The organism is Actinoplanes sp. URMC 104, from assembly GCF_051386375.1.
In the GTDB taxonomy this organism is placed as follows: Bacteria; Actinomycetota; Actinomycetes; order Mycobacteriales; family Micromonosporaceae; genus Actinoplanes.
Genome location: NZ_JBPQTO010000002.1, coordinates 1,643,629 through 1,664,735, shown reverse-complemented (window position 1 = coordinate 1,664,735; position 21,107 = coordinate 1,643,629). Strand labels below are relative to the sequence as shown.

Annotated in this window: 25 protein-coding genes; 7 read left to right on the top strand and 18 right to left on the bottom strand. The window is 71.3% G+C overall.

What is annotated here, in order from left to right; genetic code table 11:
- Positions 1 to 4: 4 nt before the first annotated feature.
- From ACSNN8_RS08765 to ACSNN8_RS08750, 4 genes are read right to left on the bottom strand one after another with little or no spacing between them, the layout of a single operon-like run.
- Positions 5 to 307 (bottom strand): hypothetical protein, encoded by a 303-nt coding sequence (locus ACSNN8_RS08765; RefSeq protein WP_436648137.1) that lies wholly within the window; start codon positions 305 to 307, stop codon positions 5 to 7.
- Positions 304 to 1,398, bottom strand: coding sequence for an alcohol dehydrogenase catalytic domain-containing protein (locus ACSNN8_RS08760; protein ID WP_436648136.1), 1,095 nt, complete (start codon positions 1,396 to 1,398; stop codon positions 304 to 306). The genes ACSNN8_RS08765 and ACSNN8_RS08760 overlap by 4 nt, the downstream gene beginning before the upstream one ends.
- Complete coding sequence (locus ACSNN8_RS08755) at positions 1,395 to 2,798, bottom strand: aldehyde dehydrogenase family protein (protein ID WP_436648135.1); 1,404 nt, start codon at positions 2,796 to 2,798, stop codon at positions 1,395 to 1,397. Before ACSNN8_RS08755 ends, ACSNN8_RS08760 begins: the two co-directional genes overlap by 4 nt.
- Positions 2,798 to 3,424 carry a TetR/AcrR family transcriptional regulator gene (locus tag ACSNN8_RS08750; protein ID WP_436648134.1) on the bottom strand — a complete coding sequence of 209 codons (627 nt, stop codon included), beginning with the start codon at positions 3,422 to 3,424 and terminating at the stop codon, positions 2,798 to 2,800. Before ACSNN8_RS08750 ends, ACSNN8_RS08755 begins: the two co-directional genes overlap by 1 nt.
- A gap of 70 nt (positions 3,425 to 3,494) precedes the next feature.
- Here ACSNN8_RS08750 and ACSNN8_RS08745 point away from each other — a divergent pair, with 70 nt between their 5' ends.
- Both ACSNN8_RS08745 and ACSNN8_RS08740 read left to right on the top strand, forming a co-directional pair.
- On the top strand, positions 3,495 to 4,667 hold the full coding sequence (locus ACSNN8_RS08745; RefSeq protein WP_436648133.1) for an acyl-CoA dehydrogenase family protein: 1,173 nt from the start codon (positions 3,495 to 3,497) through the stop codon (positions 4,665 to 4,667).
- A 64-nt stretch (positions 4,668 to 4,731) separates the two neighbouring features.
- Positions 4,732 to 6,270 (top strand): long-chain-fatty-acid--CoA ligase, encoded by a 1,539-nt coding sequence (locus tag ACSNN8_RS08740; RefSeq protein WP_436648132.1) that lies wholly within the window; start codon positions 4,732 to 4,734, stop codon positions 6,268 to 6,270.
- Here ACSNN8_RS08740 and ACSNN8_RS08735 read toward each other — a convergent pair.
- On the bottom strand, positions 6,250 to 6,672 hold the full coding sequence (locus ACSNN8_RS08735) for a (deoxy)nucleoside triphosphate pyrophosphohydrolase (RefSeq protein WP_436648131.1): 423 nt from the start codon (positions 6,670 to 6,672) through the stop codon (positions 6,250 to 6,252). The two genes, ACSNN8_RS08740 and ACSNN8_RS08735, sit on opposite strands and share 21 nt — an antisense overlap.
- 183 nt (positions 6,673 to 6,855) lie before the next feature.
- Between ACSNN8_RS08735 and ACSNN8_RS08730 the strand changes: the two genes are divergently transcribed.
- Both ACSNN8_RS08730 and ACSNN8_RS08725 read left to right on the top strand, forming a co-directional pair.
- Positions 6,856 to 7,173 (top strand): 4a-hydroxytetrahydrobiopterin dehydratase, encoded by a 318-nt coding sequence (locus tag ACSNN8_RS08730; RefSeq protein WP_436648130.1) that lies wholly within the window; start codon positions 6,856 to 6,858, stop codon positions 7,171 to 7,173.
- 16 nt (positions 7,174 to 7,189) lie between these two features.
- Positions 7,190 to 7,552 carry a PH domain-containing protein gene (locus ACSNN8_RS08725; RefSeq protein WP_436648129.1) on the top strand — a complete coding sequence of 121 codons (363 nt, stop codon included), beginning with the start codon at positions 7,190 to 7,192 and terminating at the stop codon, positions 7,550 to 7,552.
- Here ACSNN8_RS08725 and ACSNN8_RS08720 read toward each other — a convergent pair.
- From ACSNN8_RS08720 to ACSNN8_RS08705, 4 genes are all read right to left on the bottom strand, one after another.
- Positions 7,549 to 8,277, bottom strand: coding sequence for a Type 1 glutamine amidotransferase-like domain-containing protein (locus ACSNN8_RS08720; protein ID WP_436648128.1), 729 nt, complete (start codon positions 8,275 to 8,277; stop codon positions 7,549 to 7,551). The genes ACSNN8_RS08725 and ACSNN8_RS08720 overlap by 4 nt on opposite strands.
- Positions 8,274 to 9,107, bottom strand: coding sequence for a nucleotidyltransferase domain-containing protein (locus ACSNN8_RS08715; protein ID WP_436648127.1), 834 nt, complete (start codon positions 9,105 to 9,107; stop codon positions 8,274 to 8,276). The genes ACSNN8_RS08720 and ACSNN8_RS08715 overlap by 4 nt, the downstream gene beginning before the upstream one ends.
- 40 nt (positions 9,108 to 9,147) lie before the next feature.
- On the bottom strand, positions 9,148 to 10,152 hold the full coding sequence (locus tag ACSNN8_RS08710; RefSeq protein WP_436648126.1) for a G5 domain-containing protein: 1,005 nt from the start codon (positions 10,150 to 10,152) through the stop codon (positions 9,148 to 9,150).
- Between the two features lie 173 nt (positions 10,153 to 10,325).
- Positions 10,326 to 10,889: an NADPH-dependent FMN reductase gene (locus ACSNN8_RS08705; RefSeq protein ID WP_436648125.1), complete on the bottom strand. Its 564-nt coding sequence runs from the start codon at positions 10,887 to 10,889 to the stop codon at positions 10,326 to 10,328.
- A 91-nt stretch (positions 10,890 to 10,980) separates the two neighbouring features.
- On the opposite strand from ACSNN8_RS08705, the gene ACSNN8_RS08700 reads away from it, so the two are divergent.
- A complete protein-coding gene (locus ACSNN8_RS08700; RefSeq protein WP_436648124.1) occupies positions 10,981 to 11,460 on the top strand; it encodes a MarR family winged helix-turn-helix transcriptional regulator in 480 nt (159 codons plus the stop codon).
- On the opposite strand, the gene ACSNN8_RS08695 is transcribed toward ACSNN8_RS08700, so the two are convergent.
- Entirely contained in the window at positions 11,413 to 12,039 is a 627-nt protein-coding gene (locus ACSNN8_RS08695; RefSeq protein WP_436648123.1) for a TetR/AcrR family transcriptional regulator, read from the bottom strand. The two genes, ACSNN8_RS08700 and ACSNN8_RS08695, sit on opposite strands and share 48 nt — an antisense overlap.
- A 44-nt stretch (positions 12,040 to 12,083) precedes the next feature.
- Here ACSNN8_RS08695 and ACSNN8_RS08690 point away from each other — a divergent pair, with 44 nt between their 5' ends.
- Positions 12,084 to 12,566 carry a GNAT family N-acetyltransferase gene (locus ACSNN8_RS08690; RefSeq protein WP_436648122.1) on the top strand — a complete coding sequence of 161 codons (483 nt, stop codon included), beginning with the start codon at positions 12,084 to 12,086 and terminating at the stop codon, positions 12,564 to 12,566.
- Positions 12,567 to 13,090: 524 nt separating this feature from the next.
- Entirely contained in the window at positions 13,091 to 13,642 is a 552-nt protein-coding gene (locus tag ACSNN8_RS08685) for a DUF6886 family protein (RefSeq protein WP_436648121.1), read from the top strand.
- Here the strand turns inward: ACSNN8_RS08685 and ACSNN8_RS08680 are convergent.
- The 8 genes from ACSNN8_RS08680 to ACSNN8_RS08645 are packed head-to-tail and all read right to left on the bottom strand — an operon-like array spanning position 13,617 to position 21,107.
- Positions 13,617 to 14,201, bottom strand: coding sequence for a TetR/AcrR family transcriptional regulator (locus ACSNN8_RS08680; protein WP_436648120.1), 585 nt, complete (start codon positions 14,199 to 14,201; stop codon positions 13,617 to 13,619). The two genes, ACSNN8_RS08685 and ACSNN8_RS08680, sit on opposite strands and share 26 nt — an antisense overlap.
- Complete coding sequence (locus ACSNN8_RS08675; RefSeq protein WP_436648119.1) at positions 14,198 to 15,397, bottom strand: acyl-CoA dehydrogenase family protein; 1,200 nt, start codon at positions 15,395 to 15,397, stop codon at positions 14,198 to 14,200. Before ACSNN8_RS08675 ends, ACSNN8_RS08680 begins: the two co-directional genes overlap by 4 nt.
- Positions 15,397 to 16,392, bottom strand: a complete 996-nt coding sequence (locus ACSNN8_RS08670) for a phosphotransferase family protein (protein ID WP_436648118.1) — start codon at positions 16,390 to 16,392, stop codon at positions 15,397 to 15,399. The genes ACSNN8_RS08675 and ACSNN8_RS08670 overlap by 1 nt, the downstream gene beginning before the upstream one ends.
- The gene (locus tag ACSNN8_RS08665) at positions 16,389 to 17,165 is read right to left on the bottom strand and encodes an SDR family oxidoreductase (RefSeq protein ID WP_436648117.1); all 777 of its coding nucleotides are present in this window, start codon (positions 17,163 to 17,165) and stop codon (positions 16,389 to 16,391) included. Before ACSNN8_RS08665 ends, ACSNN8_RS08670 begins: the two co-directional genes overlap by 4 nt.
- On the bottom strand, positions 17,162 to 17,905 hold the full coding sequence (locus tag ACSNN8_RS08660) for an SDR family oxidoreductase (protein ID WP_436648116.1): 744 nt from the start codon (positions 17,903 to 17,905) through the stop codon (positions 17,162 to 17,164). Before ACSNN8_RS08660 ends, ACSNN8_RS08665 begins: the two co-directional genes overlap by 4 nt.
- Before the next feature lie 45 nt (positions 17,906 to 17,950).
- Positions 17,951 to 19,219, bottom strand: coding sequence for an ABC transporter substrate-binding protein (locus ACSNN8_RS08655; protein WP_436648115.1), 1,269 nt, complete (start codon positions 19,217 to 19,219; stop codon positions 17,951 to 17,953).
- A complete protein-coding gene (locus ACSNN8_RS08650; protein WP_436648114.1) occupies positions 19,216 to 20,232 on the bottom strand; it encodes a branched-chain amino acid ABC transporter permease in 1,017 nt (338 codons plus the stop codon). Before ACSNN8_RS08650 ends, ACSNN8_RS08655 begins: the two co-directional genes overlap by 4 nt.
- Positions 20,229 to 21,107: a branched-chain amino acid ABC transporter permease gene (locus tag ACSNN8_RS08645; protein WP_436648113.1), complete on the bottom strand. Its 879-nt coding sequence runs from the start codon at positions 21,105 to 21,107 to the stop codon at positions 20,229 to 20,231. Before ACSNN8_RS08645 ends, ACSNN8_RS08650 begins: the two co-directional genes overlap by 4 nt.

The following is a 21,107-nucleotide window of genomic DNA, read 5'->3' as shown; positions in this document are numbered from 1 at the left end:
CCGGCTATGTCACGACCTGGGTGAAACCGGAGTCGCGCAGCGCCGCGAGGACGTGCGGCTCCTGGCCGGCGTCGGTGGTGACCGTGATGACGGTCGGGGCGTCGGGGTAAGCCGGCTCGGCCGGCTCCCCCTGGTCGTCGTTGTGCTGCACGATGACCTCGCCCCACGGCGGCCGGGCCAGGAAGTAGTCGCCGCCCAGGAACAGGCTCTCGCGCTCGGTGAACTCGAGCCCGAGCGCCCGGCCGACTGCGGTGGCCGAGGCGTTCAGGTCGGTGTCGCCGACGAAGGTCAGATACATGCGGGTCATCGTCCCAAGGTGACCAGGGAGCGGGCGCCCTCGCCTCGGGACATGCGGTCGAAAGCGTCGGGCACGTCGGCCAGCGTGATGCGGTCGGTGATCAGGTGGTCGAGGGACAGGCGGCCGGACAGGACGTCGTCGGCGAGCAGCGGGATCTCGATGTCGGGGTCGGCGGAGCCGTAGACCGAGGAACGCAGCGTGCGCGCCGAGGAGAAGATGTCCAGAGCGGACAGTTGCACCTGGTCGTCGTTGGAGCCCATGCCGACGACCGTGACCTTGCCGCCGCGGCGGGTGGCTCGCCAGGCGGCTCGGATGGTGGTGGCGCGGCCGACGCACTCGAAGGCGTGGTCGGCGCCGCGGCCCGACGTGCGGGTCCGGATCTCCTTGGACAGGGCGTCGGACGAGACGACGAAGTCGGTGGCGCCGGCGGCGGCCGCCAGGCTCTGCTTGGCGTCGGAGACGTCGACCGCGATCACGTCGGAGGCGCCGGCGGCACGGGCGGCGGCGACCACGGACAGGCCGACCCCGCCCAGGCCGATCACGACGACCGACTCGCCCGGCTGCACCTGCGCGGTGTTGCGGACGGCGCCCGCGCCGGTCAGGACGCCGCAGCTCAGCAGCGCCGCCCGGTCGAAGCCGAGGGTGGAGGGCACGCGAATGACGGCGTTCTGCGGCGCGATCACCTCGTCGGCGAAGGCGCCCAGGCCGAGAGCCACGTGCACCGGTGCGCCGTCGAGGGTCACGCCGTTCTCCAGCGAGGCCACGCCGGACGACGTCGAGCACAGCCACGGCTCGCCATGTGTGCAGAACCAGCAGTTGCGGCACGCGGGCTGCCAGTTGAGCACCACGTGGTCGCCCACCGAGGCGCGGGCCACATGATCGCCCACCTCGACCACCTCGCCGGCCGCCTCGTGGCCGAGGACCAGCGGGTACGACGGTCGGATCGTGCCGTTCACCATGGACAGATCGGAGTGGCAGACGCCGGCCGCGCGCACCCGCACGCGCACCTGGCCGGGGCCCACCTCGGGCCGGCGCAGCTCGGCCACGGCGGGCCGGGCTGCGGACGAGCGCAGCACCAGGCCGTTGAAGTAAGCACTCATCGCTGGATCGCCTTCACTTGCTGGAACTCCGACAGGCCGTACTCGCCGAGCTCGCGCCCCACCCCGGACTGCTTGTAGCCGCCGAACGGCGCGACGGGGTTGAACGAGCCGCCGTTGACGTCGACCTGGCCGGTGCGCAGCCGCCGGGCCACGGCCAGCGCCCGCTCGTCGGAGCCCCAGACGCCGCCGGCGAGCCCGTACTTCGAGTTGTTGGCGATCGCGACCGCCTCGTCGTCGGACGAGAACGGGATGATCGACAGCACCGGGCCGAAGATCTCCTCCTGCGCGAGCTCGCTGTCGGGGTCGACGTCGGCGAAGACGGTCGGCGCGACGAAGTGTCCGGCCGGCGGCACCGGCGCATCGATCCCGCCGGCGACGAGCCGGGCGGAGGCGCGGGAGATGAACCCCCGTACGCGATCCCGCTGACCCCGCGACACGAGCGGCCCCAACCGGGTCGCCTCGTCGAACGGGTCACCCACGGTGTACCCGCCGGCGGTCTTGGCCGCCAGGGAGACGGCCTCGTCGTAGAGCGACTGGTGCACGAGCATGCGCGTCCACGCCGTGCAGGTCTGCCCCGAGTTCAGGAAGGCGTTGCCCACGCCGACCTTCACGGCCCGGCCCAGGTCGGCGTCGTCGAGGATGATGTTGGCCGACTTGCCGCCCAGCTCGAGCGCGACCTTGGCGATCCGGTCGGCGGCGGCGTGCGAGATCGCCCGTCCGGTCGCCGTCGAGCCGGTGAACGACACCATGTCGACGCCGGGGTGCCCGGCGATCGCGGCGCCCACCACCGGGCCCGTGCCGGTCACCACGTTGAGCACGCCGGCCGGGACGCCCGCCTCCTCGGCCGCGTCGACCAGCAGGAACGCGACGAGCGGGGTCAGCTCGCTGGGCTTGAGCACGACCGTGCAGCCGGCCGCCAGCGCCGCGGCGACCTTGGCGACGACCTGGTGCAGCGGATAGTTCCACGGCGTGATCGCACCGACCACGCCGACCGGCTCGTGCTCGATCAGCGAGTTGCCGACGGTGCGATCGGGAGCGGGCCGGGCGGCCAGGTCGGCGTACGACCGGAGGACCGCGAGCGGCAGCCCTGCCTGGACCGCCTTGGCGATCTTGAGAGGGGCGCCCAGCTCGAGCCCGACGACCCGGGCGATGTCGGCCGCCCGGGAGGCCAGCGCGGTGTGCAGCCGGTCGAGAACCTCGGCCCGCGAGGGGGAGACTGACCAGCTGTCGAACGCCGCGCGCGCGGCCGCAACGGCCCGGTCGACGTCGGCCGCCGTGCCCGCCGGCACGTGCGCGATCACCTCTTCGGTCGCCGGGTTCTCGACCGCGATGGTCTCGGCGGACGCGGGGGTGACCCACTGTCCGCCGATGTAGAGGTGTGGCCGGTCGAGCGATGTCATCAGCGGGTCCCCATCTCGTGTCGGGCCGTGAGGCCGGTGATCAGCAGGTCCAGTCCGAGTTCGAAGGCGCCCTCGTCCACGGCTTCATGATGCTCCGCCAGGCGGGGTGCGTGCCGGAGGTGTGGATAACGTTCGTAGAGCATCGGGTCGACGTCGAAGCCGAGCGCGAACGAGCCCAGCGCCGAGCCGGTGACCAGGTATCGCATGAGCGCGCCGATGTGCGTGGCCCGCGCGTACGACCACCCCGCGTCCACCAGGGCCCCGTACACGGCCTCGGCCATCGCCAGACCGCCCGGCCGGCGCCCCGGGCCCTGGGCGAGCACCGGCACGATGTTCGGGTGGGCGACCAGCACCGCGTGGTACGAGCGGGCCCACCGGCGCAGCGCCTCGTCCCACGCGAAGGCGCCGAACGCCGACACGTCGACCTGCTCGATCACGGCGTCGGCCACCGCGTCCACGATCTCGGCCTTGGTGGCGAAGTGGTTGTAGAGCGAGGGCCCCTGCACGCCCAGCTCGGTCGCCAGCCGCCGCATCGACAGCGCGTCCAGGCCTTCCTTGTCGATCAGGACCGAGGCCGCCTCGAGGATCCGCTGCCGCGAGAGCAGCGTCTGCCGGGGCCGCGCCATCCGAATCTCCCCACCGAAGGCCGAAAAGAAGCACTGGACGTGTAAAAACTTACACCGCTAGTTTAACGGCATGGACTTCTCGCTCACCGACGAGGAACGCGCGATCCGCGACACCGCCCGCCAGTTCATCACCCGCGAAGTCATGCCGCTGGAGCAGGAGGCGCTGCTGCGCGAGCGCCGGCACGAGCCCGGCCTCGACCGCAGCGAGCTGCGCGAGCTCCAGCAGAAGGCCAAGAAGTTCGGCTTCTGGGGCCTGTCCACACCGGAGGAGTACGGCGGGATGAACCTGCCGGCCGTCCTGCAGTCGCTGATCTGGACCGAGGTGGGCCGTACCTACGTGCAGTTCAAGTTCGGCGGCGAGGCGGACAACATCCTGTATTACGCCAACGAGGAGCAGAAGCGGGAGTTCCTGATCCCGACGATCGAGGGCGACCGGATCTCCTGCTTCGCGATCACCGAGCCGGGCGCCGGCTCCGACGCGGCCAACATCAAGCTCAGCGCCCGGCGGGACGGCGACGACTGGATCCTCAACGGCGAGAAGACGTTCATCACCAACGGCAACGAGGCCGACTTCGTGATCGTCGTCGCGGTCACCGACCGGGAGAAGGGCGTGCGCGGCGGCGGCACCACGGCGTTCCTGGTCGACCGTGAGATGGGCTGGCGCTCCGAGTTCATCCAGACCATGGGCGAGGGCGGCCCGGCCGCGCTGGTCTTCGACGACGTACGGGTGCCCTCGCGCAACATCCTCGGCGAGATCGGGCAGGGCTTCGAGCTCGGCATGAAGTGGATCGGCAAGGGCCGCTACCTGATCCCCTCCAACGCCCTGGGCATCGCCGAGCGGGCGCTGGGCATGGCCATCGAGTACGCCAACACGCGCGAGACGTTCGGCAAGAAGATCGGCGACAACCAGGCGATCCAGTGGATGATCGCCGACTCCGAGGTCGAGATCGAGGCGGCCCGCTGGCTGATCCTTCGCGCGGCGTGGACGGTCGACCAGGGCTGGGACCCGCGGCACGCGTCGTCGATGGCCAAGCTGCACGGCGCCAACATGGTCAACCACGTGGTCGACCGGGTCATGCAGATCCACGGCGGGATGGGATACACCCGCGAGCTTCCGATCGAACGGTGGTACCGCCAGGTGCGACTGATGCGTATCTATGAAGGCACCGACGAGATGCAGCGCCTGATCATCTCTCGCGATCTGCTCCGTGGTTACACCAAGATCGGAGGGCACTTGGCATGACTGACTGCACCGGAGTCAGCGAAGCGGCCGTAGGGCCAGGAAGGCATGCCGCAGGAGGCTCAGCATGACGCAGTTGTCGCTCGCCACCGTCCTGGCAGAGGCAGCACGAAAACATCCCGAGAAGCTCGCGGTGATCGACAGCCTCACGACCGAGCGGATCACGTATCGCGACCTCTGGCAACAGACCCTGGCGTACGCCGGTGGCCTGCGCGGCCTCGGAATCGGGCCCGGTGACGTGGTCGCCATCCAGATCCCCAACCTCGCCGATTTCCCCCGCGTCTACTACGCCGTGCTGGCGGCCGGCGCCACGATCGTCCCGATGCACCTGCTCCTCACGCCGGAGGAGAACGCGTACGTCCTCAAGGACAGCGGCGCCAAGCTGCTGGTCGCCCATTCCAGCCAGCTGCAGAACGCCGCGGCCGCCGCCCGGATGGCCGGCATCCCGGTCGTCTCCGTGGGGCCGCCGGTCGAGGGCGTGAACCGGCTGGAGGAGGCCGAGGGCAAGCCGCTGCGCACGTACGAGACCCGCGAAGCCGAGGACATCGCGGTCGTCTTCTACACCAGCGGCACGACCGGCAAGCCCAAGGGTGCGCTGCTCACCCATCTCAACCTCGTGATGAACACGATGGTCAACGTCTTCGACATCCACGAGATGCACGACGACGACGTGGTGATGGGCTGCCTGCCGCTGTTCCACACGTTCGGCCAGACCGTGGGGATGAACGGCACGTTCCGGCTCGGCGGCACGATCGTGCTGATGGCGCGCTTCTCCGGCGAGGCCGCGATCGAGCTCATGGTCCGCGAGAACGTGACGATGTTCCACGGCGTGCCGACCATGTACATCGGGCTGCTGGAGGCGGCGCCGAAGGCGGAGAAGCTGCCCGACCTGCGGCTGTGCGTCTCGGGCGGCGCGTCGTTGCCGGTCGCCGTGCTGGAGAAGTTCGCCGAGACGTTCCACGCGACGATCTACGAGGGGTACGGGCTCTCGGAGACCTCGCCGACCGCGACCACCAACCAGCCCGCGTTCGGCACGAAGCCCGGCACGATCGGCCACCCCATCTGGGGAGTCGAGGTCGAGATCGCCCGGCCCGAGATCGACGAGCGGATCGAGCTGATGGACACCGGCGAGCTCGGCGAGATCGTGATCCGCGGCCACAACGTGTTCGCCGGCTACCTCAACAACCCCGAGGCGACCCGCGAGGCCGTGGTCGACGGCTGGTTCCGCACGGGCGACCTGGGCACCAAGGACGCGGAGGGCTTCATCACGATCGTCGACCGCAAGAAGGACCTGGTGATCCGTGGCGGTTTCAACGTCTATCCGCGCGAGGTCGAGGAGGCGCTGGCCCGGCATCCGGCCGTGCAGCAGGTCGCGGTCATCGGCGTGCCGGACCCGGTGCACGGCGAGGAGATCTGCGCGGTGGTGGTGGCCGCCCCGGGCGCGGTGACGGCCGAGGAGCTGATCGAGTGGTCGCGCGAGAAGCTCGGGCGGCACAAGTACCCCCGGCAGGTCCGGTTCGCCGAGTCGCTCCCGCTGGGGCCGAGTTTCAAGGTGCTCAAGCGGGAGCTGCGCAGGACGTACGCGTCAGGCGAGCAGCCCGGGTAGCTCGGCGACGATCGGCTTGTCCGCGGGCAGCCAGTGCACGCTGTCCAGCTCGTTCTGCGCGAGCCAGCGCATGGACGTGTGCTCCAGCGCCCGCGGCACGTCGCCCTCGAGCAGGCGTACGGCGAAGACCCGCAGCACGGACCGCCCGTGCGCGAGCGGGACGTCGGGCCCCACCCGATCGCCGACCGCCACCCGTACGCCCAGCTCCTCGGCGCACTCGCGGGCCAGCGCCTGCTGGTCGGTCTCGCCCGGCTCCACCTTGCCGCCCGGGAACTCCCATCGCCCGGCGACCTCGGCCGGCGCCGAGCGCTCGCAGGCGAGCACCCGCCCATCGGCGATGATCACCGCCGCGACGATGACTCTCGGTAACTTCGGTGCCCTGACGTGCTGTTTCGGCGGCATGAGATCAGAGCTTCTCACAAAAGTTTACCGTTGCGGGTGCCCGAGGCGTCCCGATCGTCACGCAAACACGTATATGTGGGCGTGGACATGGTTGACCCGAGAAGCAAGACTGTGAGGCACCGACCATGACGACACGGCGACAGTTTGGCCACAAGCCGGCAACGACGCCTAGGGGGTGCGGCGATGCGGGCCAGAAGACAGCGGGAAAACCGCTCCGACTACCTCAGTGACGCCCTGACGCTGCTGAGCGGCTGGCAGCGCGACGGGGTGCAGCTCAAGCGGGAGCTGGTGTGTGACGACAGCCAGCATGCCGCACTGACGGAACGGATCAAGGTGGCGGCGGACACATTGCGCATCCGCCCGTCGATCCGGCGAACCGACGGTCACACCCAGATCTGCCTGGGTGACCGTGACGGCGACACCATCACGGACGGTGAGGTTGCGCTCGCGGCGCGGATCGAGGACTTCTACCGTACGGTGACCAGCTCGCCTAGCGTGTGATCGTTACGCTCAGCCCATGAGCGAGATCGTCTACGACAGCAAGGGCCAGCTCCAGCAGATCCAGAGCGGCCTGCTGGACGGCGAGCAGATCATCGCCGTGTACGACGCCGTCGGCGCCGGGACGGGCTTCATCGGGCTGACCAACCGGCGCATCATCATCCAGGACAAGTCGTTCGCCGGGAAGCGCATCGCGATCACCAGCATCCCGTACGCCAAGGTCAGCAGCGTCAGCGTGGTGAGCAACAAGAGCTGGGCCGGGCAGTACTTCTCCACCGGTACGATCGCCATCACCGTCGGCACGCACGTCTACGAGGTGGAGTTCCGCGGCTCGGAGAAGACCCACCACGTGCACAACGTGATCCTGCACTACTGCAGCTAGAGCACCCTGGTGGGCAGCGGCGTCTCGGTGACCGAGCCGTCCGCGGCGCGCCTCAGCTCGTAGCCCAGCGGGCCCGGCCGGTCGGCCACCACCTCGGCCAGCGTCGTGCCGCGATAGACCAGCCCGGCGCCGTCGTCGGTCGCGTAGCCGTCGCCCAGCGTGCCGTCGGCGATCAACTCGTGCATCTTGGGCCGCCGCTGCGCCTCGGCGTCGTAGTGCACGCCGTTGGAGTACGGCAGCCAGCCCAGCCCGTCGGTGAAAGCCCGCAGATCGGGCCCGTAGCTGTCGGTCGTGCCGCCCCGGTGCCAGCAGATCGAGCCGGCCGACACCCCGCCGAGCACCACGCCCGACTGCCACGCCTCGTGCAGGATCTCCTCGACGCCGTGCGCCCGCCACACCGCGCACAGGTTCGCGACGCTGCCGCCGTGCACCCAGACGATGTCCTGCTCGAGCAGGTGGGCGCGGATGTCGGCGACGTTGGGCATCGGGAACAGCTGCAGATGCGACGCGACGAACTCGGTGCCGGCGAATGCGGCGTAGTGCGCGGCGATGGTGCCGGGCGGGTCGCCGCTCGCCTGGGTCAGGAAGCAGATCCGTGGCCGCGGCGCCCGGGCCAGCTCGGCGGCGAGCCGGTGGATCTTCCCGGGTCGCCAGGCCAGTCCGCCGAAGCGGCCGGTCTCGAAGAACGCGCTGGTGGCCAGGATGGTGGGCTCGTCGGCGGTCACCGGATCATCATGGTGCACGCGTCGGCGGTGTCGAGCACGAGGTCCGCCGCGATGTCGATGGCCAGGCGCAGCCTCAGCGGGTCGGCGTCCAGCGCGGCGAAGGCCCGATCGACCCGCTCGGCGAACTGCTGCGGCGCGCCGGGCAGCGCGGCGGTCGCGGCGACGGCGCCCTTCTCGTTGATCAGCCAGCGGCCGGCCGCGCCGTGCAGGGCGTGCGCGCACACGCCGACCAGCCGGAACAGGCAACCGGCGACGTACGCCGTGTCGGAGCGGGAGACGCCCTTGCGGGCGAGCGCCACCACGAAGTCCGCCTCCCACAGCCCGTCGACCAGGGCCTGCGCCAACGCCGGCGGGTACGTCCGCAGACCGTCGCGCACCTCGGCGAGCTCCCCGGCCGGGTCGCTCAGGATGCGGCCGAGGGCCAGTTCCCCGGCGTACGCGTGGCTCGCGAACCCGAGCGGGTGGCCGCTCTGCTGGGCGAACGCGTAACGGCCCGCCTCGGCGTCGGCGCACACGGCCCGTACGCGGTCGAGGTCGCGATAGATGAGGTCCAGCGCGGCGCCGTCCACCTCGAGCCACCCGCCGCCGTCGACCCACGGTCCCCACCCGCCCGGCGCGGTGACCTGGGCGGCCTCGCCCGCGAAGCGGCGGGCGACGGCGCCGAGGCGGTCGACGTCGAGCGCGCCGCGGTAGTAGACGCCCAGGTCGGTGTCGGACTCCGGGGTGTGCGTGCCGCGGGCGCGGCTGCCGCCGAGCACGACGCCGACCACGCCCGGCACGGCGGCGACCCCGGCGGCGATCTCGGCCAGCCGTGCGTCGCTCAGCCCCATGCCCCCTACGGTGATCTCCTCGGCGGCCGCTCGCAACCGATTACGGCTTCCCGCCGGCGGCACAGTCCAGTTTGGGCAGCTTGTCGGCGGCCGGCGCGTCCGCGTCGAGCCTGTCCGCGACGGTCTCGTCCGCGTCCAGCGGGTCCGCGAGGAGGTCCAGCGAGCTCGCGAGCACCTCGTCGGCGTCGAGCAGCCCCAGCTGGTCGAGCGCGACGACCGGGCCGGCCTGCGTGACGGCGTTCGCCGGCTGAGCGTCGGGGCAGGGCGCCTTGCGGCTCATCGACATGCACAGGTCGAAGTCCCGGGCGCAGTACCGGTCCTGGTCGTCGTCCAGGTCGTGGTCGAAGTCGCGGCCGGTGCCGATCACGATCACGCGGGGCCGCGGCTGCCGGGTGACCGAGGTGCCCAGCAGCTTGCGGTCGGTCTGCCGGCCGTCGACGAGGGTCACCAGGTAGCGCAGCGTCTGCTCGCCGGGCGCCCCGGCGGTCCGCACCTTGCGGAAGCCGCGGGGCAGCAGCGGGTCGCGCACCAGGCGGGTCTGGTACGGCAGCGCGCGCGTCTCGGTTTCGATGCGGGTCGTCACCGACGGCCGGGACTGGGACGGCGCCGCGGTCGAGGGCCGCCCGGCGCTCGGCACGGGCCGCCGCACGGGCGCCGGGATCGTGACGTCGTACGGTGTCCTCGGCGCCGTCGCCGTGCCGGTTCGTGTCCCGCCGGCGGCCGCGGCCGGGTGTCGCGGCTCGCGGGTGGCGGTCCGGTCAGCCTTGTCCGAGATGCGCGGGTTGATGGCTCCGCCACCACCGCCGGAGTCGGCGTCGGCGGCGGTGGCCGGCGGCGGCTCCGGGATGACGGTCCAGGGCTGTGAGCCGGGCTCGGCGGTCCGGATGCCGGGGTCGGATGCCGCGGCGTCCGGCTCGACGGCTCCCGTGCCCGTGCCGGCCGGGTCGCCGACGGCCGTGACGATCCGCGGCGCGTCGGGACCGTCCTCGGTCAGCGTGGCGATGCCGGCCACGGCCCCGCCGACCACGATGAGCAGCGCACTCATGCCGGCTGTCATCCGTACGCCGAACGGCAGCCGTGCCCACCAAGACTTTCGTGGCATTTCGAGCAGTTGCTGCAAAGAGTCACTAGTTGTCTGGTTTTGCACCCATGCATTGGACGGGCACGAGGCCCCGGACGCAAGCATCCGGGGCCTCGTGGCGTTTTTGATCTTCAGCCTCAGGCGGGCTTGCGCACCGTCTCCAGGGCCTTGCTCCAGGCGACGGTCTGGTCGAGGACCAGGTTGAGCGCCTGCTCCTGCTGGGGGCCGGGCAGGAAGGTGCTGTAGTTCTCGAAGTCGGTCGCGAGCGAGAGCAGCACCTGCGCGCGCACGTCCGCCAGCATCAGCTCGCCGGCGATGAGCCGCAGGTGCTCGACCGCGCGGGCGCCGCCCACCGAGCCGTAGCCCACGAAGCCGACGGCCTTGTTGTTCCACTCCTTGAAGAGGAAGTCGATCGCGTTCTTCAGCACGCCGGACGGAGCGTGGTTGTACTCCGGGGTGACCATGATGAAGCCGTCGAACGAGTCGATCTTCTTGGCCCACTCGATGGTGTGCGGCTTGGTGTACTGGCCCATCGACGGCGGGATCGCCTCGTCGAGGTGGGGCAGGTTGTAGTCGAGGAGGTCGACCAGCTCGAACTCGGCGTCGGTGCGCTTGGCGGCGACGTCGTGGACCCACTTCGCCACGGCCTCGCCGTTGCGGCCCGGGCGGGTGCTGCCGAGGATGATTCCGATCTTGGTCATGTCAGGCTTCCTTGCTGGGGATGTGTGTTCTCGCGCTCTAACTTGCTGCGTCAAGCAACTATTCCTGCACGGTCGGCCTACGATCAACGTCATGTCCGCCACATCACCCGATCCGGCACTGCCGCCGGGTCTCACCGCACTCTCCGCCGACGAGGAGGCGGTCATGCGGGCGCTCGGCCGGATGCTGCTGGTGCTGCCCCGCGCGATGAACGCCGACCTCGAGACCGGGCAGCGCATGTCGCTCAGCGAGTACAGCGTGCTGCGGCACCTCTCCGAGTCCCCGTCCGGCCGCATGCGGATGAGCGAGCTCGCCCTGGCCTGCGACATGTCGCTCAGCGGCATGACCCGGCTGGCCGCCAAGCTCGAGTCGCTGGGCTACCTCGACCGCGTCAAGTGCGACGAGGACGCCCGCGGCTGGAACGCCGTGCTCACCGAGCAGGGCCTGGACCGCCTGCGCGAGGCGTGGCCCACCCACCTGGCGAGCGTGCGCCGGCACATCTTCGACCACCTCGGCGGCCTCGACCTAGCGGAGCTGGCCACCGCGCTCAACAAGATCGCCACCGACACCTAGGCCGTACGCCTCCAGGGCCGTGTCGAGCATGCGCTCCTGCTCGGCCGCCGGATAGCTCGCCGGGTCGGCCGCTGCGAAGGCGGCCGCGCCCTCGGCCATCGCGATCAGCGCGAGTGCCACCGCCGTGACGCGCTCCCGCCCGAAGTCGGGCGCGGCGGTCGCCACCAGGCGCTCCACCCGCTCGCGCCACGACCGGTTGTTGCTCCTGTGCGCGGCGAGCAGCTCCCCGTCGGACACCGCGGCGGCGAGGAAGCCCATCCAGACCACGCTGCCGTCGACCGTCTCGGCATTCGTCGCGAGCCCCTGATGCAGGACCGCTCTCAGCGCCTCCCGCGGCGAGGCTGCCCCGGCCTCCAGCGCCTCGACGCGCGCCCGCGACTTCTCGTGCAGCAGCTCACGGGCGTGCAGCAGCAGTGATCGCCGGTTGGGGAAGCGGTGCATGACCAGCCCCGTCGTGCATCCCGCCGCAGCGGCCACAGCCCGTACGGTCAGCCTCTCCAGCCCCTGGTGCGCGAGCACGTCCCACACCGCCCGCGACAGCGCCTCGCCCTGCGCGGCCTGATCCGCCGTCCGTGCCATCCGTCACACCTCCGCTTTCCGGAACAGATGTTACCGTAACGCTTGTGACGACCATCGAGCAGCGTCCGTGGGACGACCCGGCCGGCACGGCCCTGCGCGCGGCGCAACGCGCCGAGCTGGACCTGCGCTACGGCAGCGACGACCACGAGCCCGGCACTCCGCCGTCCGCCGCCGACATCGACGTCTTCCTGGTCGCCCTGGCCTCCGGCGGCGTGCCGGTCGGCTGCGGCGCCCTGCGTCGCCTCGACGAGACGACCGCCGAGCTCAAACGCATGTACGTCGACCCGGCGAGCCGCGGCACGGGCGTGGCCACAGCCCTGCTGCGCGCGCTCGAACAGGCCGCCGTCGCCCGCCGCTGGACCACCCTGCGCCTCGAGACCGGCCCCGCCCAGCCCGACGCGATCCGCTTCTACGAGCGCGAGGGGTATCGGCGGATCCCGCTGTTCGGCCCGTACGTGGGTTCGGACAACTCCGTCTGCTACGAGCGGGTCCTCGAACCGGTGACGACCTCTCCCGCCGGGCTGTAGACGGACAGGGAGTGCGGTTCGCCCCCGCGTGGTCGCCTCCACGATGAGGGCGTGGTCGGCTGGTTGCTGGTCGTAGCCGTCATCGCCGCCTTCACCCTGTTGTTCTGGCTGGGCGAGCGATGGATCGGCCCCGACGGCCGCGAGGACATCGAGCAGATGTGACCCGCGGCCGGCCGCTACCGTCCGCCCTCCAGCACGGCGAGCACCATGTCGACCAGTTCGTTCGCCAGGTTTGTCGTCCCCTGCGCGCCCCTGGCTCGACCGTCAGCGTCGCCACGCTGGCCGTAGGGGCGGGCGGTGCACCCGGCTGGGCCCGGCTGTCCAGCTCGCGAGCCCGTTGCACGACCTTGAGCAACTGCTGTTCCCACACGTCGCCCCGCACGATCGGCGGCAATGCCTCCTCGGGCAGCGACGGCTCGGCCAGGTAGACGATGATCGGAATGCGGGGAGCCCCAGAACGCTCCCAGCTCGGCCCAGCACCAGCTCGACCGCGCAGATCGTGATGCTTGCGGTACAACGGACGGATGCGTCCCCGGGCCGGCGAAGTGCTGCACTTCAGCGAAGATCCGACGATCACCCGCTTCGTGCCGCACGTGGCGGCGACGGCGGTCGAGCGGGAGGCGTACGTCTGGGCCGTCGGCCACGACCGGGCGCCGGACTACTGGTTTCCGCGTCAGTGCCCGCGCGCGATGGCGTGGGTGGTCGACGGCACGTCCGATGTGGATCGGGAGCGCATCGTCGGCGCCGGGTGCGGGGTCCGGGTGCACGCCGTCGAGTACGCGTGGCTCGACGCGATGCGGACGGCGAAGGTGTTCGCCTACCGGCTGCCCGCGGCGCCGTTCCGGCCGATCGCGCCGCTGCACGGGGAGCCGCACGCGATGGTCGCCACCGAGCCGGTCGAGCCGCTGGGCGAGCCGGAACCGGTCGGCGACCTGTTCGCGCATCACGCCGAGGCCGGCATCCAGCTGCGCGTGCTCGACAACCTGTGGCCGTTCTGGGACGAGGTGGTGGCGAGCACGCTGGGCTTCAGCGGCATCCGCCTGCGCAACGCTAGGCCGAGGCCAGCAACGACGTGACCGTGCGGGAGAGCCGGGCCCGCGCGGCAGTCACCGGCAGGCCCATGGTCTCGCGCCACGTGGACCAGGTCGGCCACATGCTGACGGCGGTCAGCGCGTCGAGCAGCTCGTCGTTGTCGCGCACCTCGGCGGCGAACAGCGTGGCCAGTTCCTCCCGTACGCGCTGGACGTGCATGCGCCGGTAGCGCCGCAACGTCTCGGAGAACGGCTCCTTGATGCCGGCCGCCTTGGCGGTCGGGCCGATCTGCTCGAGCAGCCGGGCCCGCTGGCGGCAGTACGCCTCGATGCGCTCGGCCAGCGGCAGGTCCGGCGAGATCGGCTGGTAGGCGGCGTCGCGCAGCTCGAGCACGCGCTTGCCGCTGGCCGTGAACAGCGCCTCCATGTCGGCGAAGTGGCTCCACAGCGCGCGCAGCGAGACACCGGCCGTCTTGGCGATGCGGTCGGCGGTGGGGCGCAGGTCGCCCTCGCTGATCAGCTGCAGGTGCGCGTCGACGATCGCGGTGCGGGTGCGCTCGGAGCGTGCGGTGCGACCGTCGACGCGCTGCGGTGCTGGGGTCACGTGGAACTCCGGTAACGGTTCAGCTCGCGGCGGGCCAGCGAGCGCTTGTGCACCTCGTCGGGGCCGTCGGCGAGCCGGAGCGTACGGGCCCCGGCCCACAGGGCCGCGAGCGGCGTGTCCTGGCCGACGCCGGCCGCGCCGTACGTCTGGATGGCCTTGTCGACGATCCACTCGACGGTCGACGGCACGATGATCTTGATCGCCTGGATCTCGGTGTGCGCGCCCTTGTTGCCGACCGTGTCCATCAGCCAGGCGGCCTTGAGCACCAGCAGCCGGGCCTGCTCGATGCGCACCCGCGACTCGGCGATCCAGTCCTGCACCACGCCCTGCTCGGCGAGCGGCTTGCCGAACGGGGTGCGGCTCAGCGCCCGCGTGCACATCAGCTCGACCGCTCGTTCCGCCATCCCGATCAGCCGCATGCAGTGGTGGATGCGCCCGGGGCCGAGCCGCGCCTGCGAGATGGCGAAGCCGCCGCCCTCCTCGCCGATCAGGTTGGACACCGGCACCCGTACGCCTTCGAACAGCACCTCGGCATGGCCGCCGTGATCGCCGTCCGTGTAGCCGAAGACGGTCATGCCGCGCTTCACGGTGAGCCCGGGCGTGTCCCGCGGCACGAGCACCATGCTCTGCTGCACATGCCGGGCCGCGTCGGGGTCGGTCTTGCCCATCACGATGAAGATGCGGCAGTTCGGGTTCATCGCGCCGGTGATGTAGAACTTGCGGCCCGTGATGACGTACTCGTCGCCGTCGCGCTGGATGCGGGTGCCGATGTTCGTGGCGTCCGACGACGCCACCTGCGGCTCGGTCATCGCGAACGCGGAACGGATCGTGCCGTCGAGCAGCGGCTGCAACCACTGCCGTTTCTGCTCGCCGGTGCCGAACTCGGCGAGCACCTCCATGTTCCCGGTGTCGGGCGCGGCGCAGTTCAGCGCGGCGGGCGCGATGTGCGGGCTGCGGCCGGTGATCTCGGCGAGCGGCGCGTACTGCAGGTTGGTGAGCCCGGCGCCGTGCTCGCCGGGCAGGAAGAGGTTCCACAGGCCGGCGCTTCTCGCGGCCGCCTTCAGGTCCTCGAGGATCGGCGGCGGCTCCCAGCCCTCGGCGTGGAAGGACGCCTCGGCCGGATAGACGTGCTCGTCCATGAAGGCGAGCAGCCGCTTGCGGTAGTCCTCGGTGCGGTCGTCGAAGCCGAAGTCCATCAGTGTCCCTCCAGGGCCTCGTGGCCGCGCATGACCAGCGGGCCTACCATCGCGCCGATCGTCTCGAAGCCCTCGCCCACGGTCTGGCCCTGAACGTAGCGGTAGTGCACGCCCTCGAGGATGACGGCGAGCTTGAATGCGGCGAAGGCCACGTACCAGTGCAGGTCGCTCACGTCGCGCCGGCTGCGCTCGGCGTAGCGGGCCCCCAGCTCGGCGAGCGGCGGGTGCCCCGGCACGCGCAGCGGCGCCGTGGGCCGGCCGTCCGCGCCCACGTTGAGCGGCAGATCGGCGTAGACGAACATCAGCGCGACGTCGCTGAGCGGGTCGCCCAGCGTCGACATCTCCCAGTCCAGAACGGCGTTGACCTGCAGCTGCTCGCCGATCAGCACGTTGTCGAGACGGAAGTCGCCGTGCACGACCGTGCCCGGCCCGCCCGCCGGGATGTCGACCGCTAGGCGCGCGTGCAGCTCCTCGATGCCCGCGACCTCGCGGCTGCGGGACGCGTCGAGCTGCTTCTTCCACCGGGTGACCTGGCGCTGGTTGAAGCCCTCGGGGCGGCCGAAGCCCTCGAGCCCGATCGCCACCGGGTCGAGCGCGTGCAGGTCGGCCAGCGTGTCCACCAGCGACAGCACGAGCGCGCGCATGGACTGCGGGCCCAGTGCCTGCAGCTCCGAGACGTCGCGGTAGATCTTGCCGTCGACGTGCTCCATCAGATAGAACGGCGCCCCGATCACGTCCGGGTCGGTGCAGAGCAGCACCGGGCGCGGCGCGGGGAACCCGGCCTTGGCGAGCGCCTCGAGCACGCGGTGCTCGCGTGCCATGTCGTGGGCGGTGGGCAGCACGTGGCCCAGCGGCGGGCGGCGCAGCACCCACCGCTGCTCGCCGTCGGTCACCGCGTACGTCAGGTTCGACCGCCCGCCGGCGAACATGTGCCCGCTCAGCTCCCGGTCGCTTCCCAGGTACGCCCGCAGGCGCTCGAGGTCGAGCCCCTTCACCGCGTGCCGCCCTCGAACGCGCGCTGCATCTTGTTCATGCCGCCGAGCCAGCGGTCGGTGTCGGTGGCGCGCAGCCGGTAGAACTCCGCGACCTCCGGGTGCGGCAGGATCAGGAAGCTGTCGCCGTCGAGGGCCTCGCGCACCTTGGCCGCGACCTCGTCGGGCTCGAGCGCGCTCTCGGCCAGCAGGGCGGCGCTCGCACTGCCGCGTTCGCTGCCCCGCGTGAGCATGTCGGTGCGCACGCCCTGGGGGCAGAGCGCCTGCACGGTGATGCCGCGGTGGTGGTAGGTGGCGCGCAGCCACTCCGCGTACGCCAGGGCGGCGTGCTTGGTGACCGCGTACGGGGCACTGCCGAGCAGCGTCAGCAACCCGGCCGCGCTGACCGTCATGACCAGCCTCTTCGGCTCGGACGAGCCGAGCCAGCGGGGGAGCAGGGCCCGCGTCACGTAGACGTGGGACATCACGTTGACGTTCCAGTCGCGCGTCCACACGTCGTCCGGCGTGCTCTCGTCGCCCGCGGTGAGCGTGCCCGCGTTCGCGCAGAACAGGTCGATGCCGCCCAGCTCGGCCCACGCCGTGTCGATCAGGCGGCGGGTGTCCTGCTCGTCCGCGGCGTCGCCCGGCACCGGGAGCCCGCCGATCTCGCTGGCCACGGCCTCGGCGGCGGCCGGGTCCACGTCGTTGACGACGACCTCGGCCCCCTCGTCCGCGAACCGCCGGGCCAGCGCCGCGCCGATGCCGCCACCGGCGCCGGTGATCACGACGCGCTTCACTGCATCTTCCCGGTCAGCGTCACTCCGCCGTCGATGACCACGGTCTGCCCGGTGATCCACGCGGCGTCGGGGGAGGCCAGGAACGCGACCGCGCCGGCCACGTCCTCGGGGACGCCCAGCCGGGCCAGCGGATAGCCGGCCGCGACCTGCTCCTCGCGGCCGTCGAACAGGGCGGACGCGAACTTGGTCTTGACCACGGCCGGGGCGACCGCGTTGACCCGCACCTTGGGCGCGAGCTCGACGGCCAGCTCCTCGGTGAGGTGGATCAGCGCGGCCTTGGTGACCCCGTAGAAGGCGATGCCGGGCGCGGGGCGCACGCCCGAGACCGACGAGATGTTGACGATCGAGCCGCCCTCGGCCAGCCCGCCGCGCAGGGCCTCCTGCACCCAGCCGAGCGTGCCGAGGACGTTCACCTCGAAGATCTTGCGGGCCGCGCCGAGGTCGATCGAGGCGAGCGGGCCGTAGACCGGGTTGATGCCGATGTTGTTGACCAGCGTGGTGACCGGCCCGAACTGGCCCAGCACCGTGTCGACCACGGCGGCGCGGTGGTCGGGGTCGTCGCCCTTGCCGGCCACCCCGATCGCCACGTCGGCGCCGCCCAGGTCCTTGGCGGCGGTCTCGAGGGCTGCCGCGTCGCGGCCGGTGATGCACACCTTGTAACCGGCCGCCACGAAGCGTTGCGCGATGGCGAACCCGATCCCTCTGCTGGCTCCGGTCACGATCGCCACTTGGTCCGCCATCGACGCTCCCTCACGCTCGTTCATGCTCTGGTCCCGCAGCCCACCTTAGGCAGCGGGGATGCCGTTCGCTGGCGGGGCCGCCGGGGCGGACTCGTAGACCTCGACCGCGCCGTCGCCGTCGTCGGTGCGGTAGGGCTTGCCGAGGAACTGCGCCTTGCCGCCCTTGATGGTCGTGAGCTGCTCCCCGCCGTACCCGGAATGGTCCTGCTCGGAGTAGCGGACGGGCACCAGGCCCGGGCCGGTGAACCCGCCCTTCTCGACCGCGGCGATGATGCCGTCGCGCGTCAGGTCCTTGCCGGCGGACTGCAGCACCTGGACGAACAGGTACGCGACGGACATGCCGTACACGATGTTGTTGTCCATCTCCGCGTTGTTGTTGTACTGGCTGTTGACCTTTGTGTAGAGCTGGATCCACGGGTTCGAGGTGTCGTTGACCAGCGGCAGGTAGTTCGCCGCCACGACGCCCTCGAGCAGCGGCGCGGCGTCGCCCAGGGTCTTGGCCAGGGTGGCCGGGTCGGAGCCGACGTTGCTCACCACGAACTGCGGCCGGAAGCCGATCTTGGCACCGGTGCCGATGGCGAGCGCGGTGAAGCCGGGCACGGTCGCGAGCATGACGACCTGGCAGCCGGCCGCCTTGAGCGCGCCCATCTGCGGCCCGACGTTGGGGTTGCTGGTCACGTACGACTGCTTGGCCGCGACCGGGCCGAGAACCTTCTCGATGCCGGCCAGGCTGTCGCGCCCGAAGTCGTCGTCCTGGCCGAGGAAGCACACCTTCTTGCCCGCGTGCTCGGCCTTGACATGGGTCGCCAGGATCTTGCCCTCGACCGTGTAGTCGGGGTTGAAGCCGAAGGTGCCCGGATACTTGTCGGGCTGGTTCCAGCTGCGGCTGCCGCTGGCGACGAACAGGTCGGGCACCCGGTTGGTCTTGAGGAAGTCGAGCACGCCGCTGTGGGTCGGGGTGCCCAGCCCGTTGAGGATCGCGAAGACCTTGTCCTGCAACACGAGCTGGCGTACGACCTGCTGGGTGTTGGCCGGGTTGTAGCCGTCGTCCATGATCTTGTACGTGATCTTGCGGCCGTGCACGCCGCCGTTCGCGTTCACGTAGTCGAAGTACGCCTTGGTGGCGGGCGCGATTTTGCTGTAGCCCGCGGCCGCCGGGCCGGTGAGCGGCATGTGGGTGCCGACCACGATCTCGGTGTCGGTGACCCCCGGGGTGTCGGCACCGCCGCCGCCACCACTGCTGCTCGAGCCGGAGTTGCTGCAGCCGGCCGCGGCCAGCAGCACGGCGGCGAGAACGGTCGCTGTGCGTTTCATTTGTGGCCTTTCTTCTTGAGCTGTTGGAACGGGCGCAGCGAGGCCAGGCCGCCGGGCGCGGCGAGCATGACGACGACGAGGACGACGCCGAAGAAGGTCAGCGCGAGGTTGCCCTCCAGCCGCTGCGACCCGGCCGCCTCGCCGATGTCGTGGGCGACCGCGGGCAGCGCCACCAGCAGCACGGCCCCGATCAGCGCGCCGGACAGCCGGCCGAGCCCGCCGATGACGATCGCCATCAGCAGGAACAGCGACAGGGTGAGCGGGAAGGCGCCGGGGGAGACGCTCTGCGCGAGGACCGCGAACAGGGCGCCGGCGAGCCCGGCGCACGCCGCCGAGACGACGAACGCGGCGACCTGCGTACGGGCGACGCTGATGCCCGCGAGCCGGGCGGCGGTCTCGTCGTCGCGCACGGCGCGCATGTCCCGGCCGAAGCGGCCGCGCGTCAGCAGCGCCAGCGCGAGCACGGTGAGCAGGGCGCCGCCCCAGCACACGTACGCCTGCCACTGCTCGACGGTCATCGACTCGGGCGGCGGGTCCAGGATCACCGACAGGCCCTGGTCGCTGTTGAACGTCTCGTCGAACGTGCTCGTGATCGACGGGACGACGACCGCGACCGCGAGCGTCAGGCCCGCCAGGTACGGGCCGCGCAGCCGGGCGGCGGCCAGCCCGATGACGGCGCCGGCGGCGGTGGTCACCAGGATCGCCACGACGATGCCCACGATCAGCAGGTTGAACCTGTTCTGCCAGAGCGCGAGCGTGTAGGCGCCGGTGGCCATCAGCGCGCCGTGGCCGAGCGAGAGCTGGCCGTTGAGTCCGGTGAGGACGGTCAGGCCCGCGGTGACGCAGAGGTACGCCCCGACGGTCGCGAGCTGGTAGGTGCGAAACGGCGGCAACGTGTACGCCAGGGCGACGACCACGGCCGCGCCGATGATCACGGTGAGGATCGGATGCCAGCGTGCCCGTCTCGTGGTGACGGCCGATGCGGTGACGGCCCGATCGCGGACGACGGTCATGCGGTCCTCGCTTTCGAGCGGGCGAAGAGGCCGTCGGGGCGGCCCAGCAGGACGACCACGAGCAGGGCCAGGACGGCCATCGGGGCGACCGTCGCGCCGAGGTAGCCACTGATGTACGACAGCAGCAGGCCCACCAGCAGGCCGCCGAGCACGGCGCCGATCGGGCTGTCGAGGCCGCCGAGCACCGCCGCGGTGAACGCGGAGATGAACACGATGTCCATCGCGGTCGGATGCAGGCCCAGCTCGGTGGGGAGGACCAGCATGCCGGCGAGCGAGCCCACGGCGGCGGCGAGCGCCCACCCGAGCGTCAGCATGCCGCCGACCGGGACGCCGAGCAGCCGCGACACGTCCGGCGCGAACGCCGCCGCCCGCATGCGCAGACCCGTGGGCGTACGGGTGAAAAGGAGCGTGAGGAGCACGACCACCGCACCCACCGCGGCGAACACGAACAGGTCGTAGCGGGACAGCAGCGCCACCCCGCCGATCTCGAACGCGTCCCGGCTGAACGGGGCCGCGGCCGGCCGGAACTCGTTGCCGTAGATCATCCCGAGCACGCCCTGGATGATCAGCACGAGCCCGAGCGCGACGACCACGCCGTTGAGCGGCGACGAGTGGTCGACGAAGCGCATCACGACCCGTTCGACGGCGGCGCCGAGCAGCAGGCCGGCGACGAGCGCGACGACGAACCCGATCCAGTACGAGCCGGTCGCGTCGGAGACCGAATAGGCGACGTACGCCGTGGCGACCGCCATCGCGCCCTGCGCGAAGTTGACGATGCGCGTGGCCCGCCAGATCAGCACCAGGGCCAGCGCGAACGCCGCGTAGACCGCGCCCCGGCTGAGCCCGTCGAAGGTGAGGAACAGGAAACGGTCCAT